This is a genomic window from Achromobacter sp. RW408 (genome assembly GCF_003184165.1).
In the GTDB taxonomy this organism is placed as follows: Bacteria; Pseudomonadota; Gammaproteobacteria; order Burkholderiales; family Burkholderiaceae_B; genus Achromobacter; species Achromobacter xylosoxidans.
Genome location: NZ_QHHO01000046.1, coordinates 856319 through 856951, shown reverse-complemented (window position 1 = coordinate 856951; position 633 = coordinate 856319). Strand labels below are relative to the sequence as shown.

At 67.0% G+C, this 633-nt stretch carries 1 protein-coding gene; it reads right to left on the bottom strand.

The features are described 5' to 3' along the window. The coding region (locus DK459_RS14040) for a malic enzyme-like NAD(P)-binding protein (RefSeq protein ID WP_304529621.1) at positions 1-633 on the bottom strand (633 nt) is incomplete at both ends.

The following is a 633-nucleotide window of genomic DNA, read 5'->3' as shown; positions in this document are numbered from 1 at the left end:
CACGATGCGCTTGGCGGCCGAGAACAGCGGCTTCATGAAGGCGCCGGAGTGGTACACGAACTGCTGCAACTGCTCTTCGTAGGCTTCCAGGTCGGCCAGCGGACGCGTGGCCACGCCGCCTTCCATGGCGGCCTTGGCCACCGCCGGCGCGATGCGCACGATCAGGCGCGGATCGAACGGCTTGGGAATCAGGTACTCGGGACCGAACGAAATGTCGTAGGTGCCGTAAGCCGCGGCCACCACCTCGTTCTGCTCCTCCTCGGCCAGCTCGGCGATGGCGTACACCGCCGCCTTTTCCATTTCACGGGTGATCGTCGTGGCGCCCACATCCAGCGCGCCGCGGAAGATGTACGGGAAGCACAGCACGTTGTTGACCTGGTTCGGGTAGTCCGAACGGCCCGTTGCCATCACCACGTCGTCACGCACGCCGTGCGCCACTTCCGGCAGGATTTCCGGCGTCGGGTTGGCCAGCGCCAGGATCAGCGGGCGCGGGCCCATCTTGGCAACCATCTCGGGCTTGAGCACGCCGCCGGCCGACAGGCCCAGGAACACGTCCGCGCCCTCGATCACCTCGGCCAGCTTGCGGGCGTCGGTCTTCTGGGTGAAGCGCGCCTTGTCCGGGTCCATCAGCAC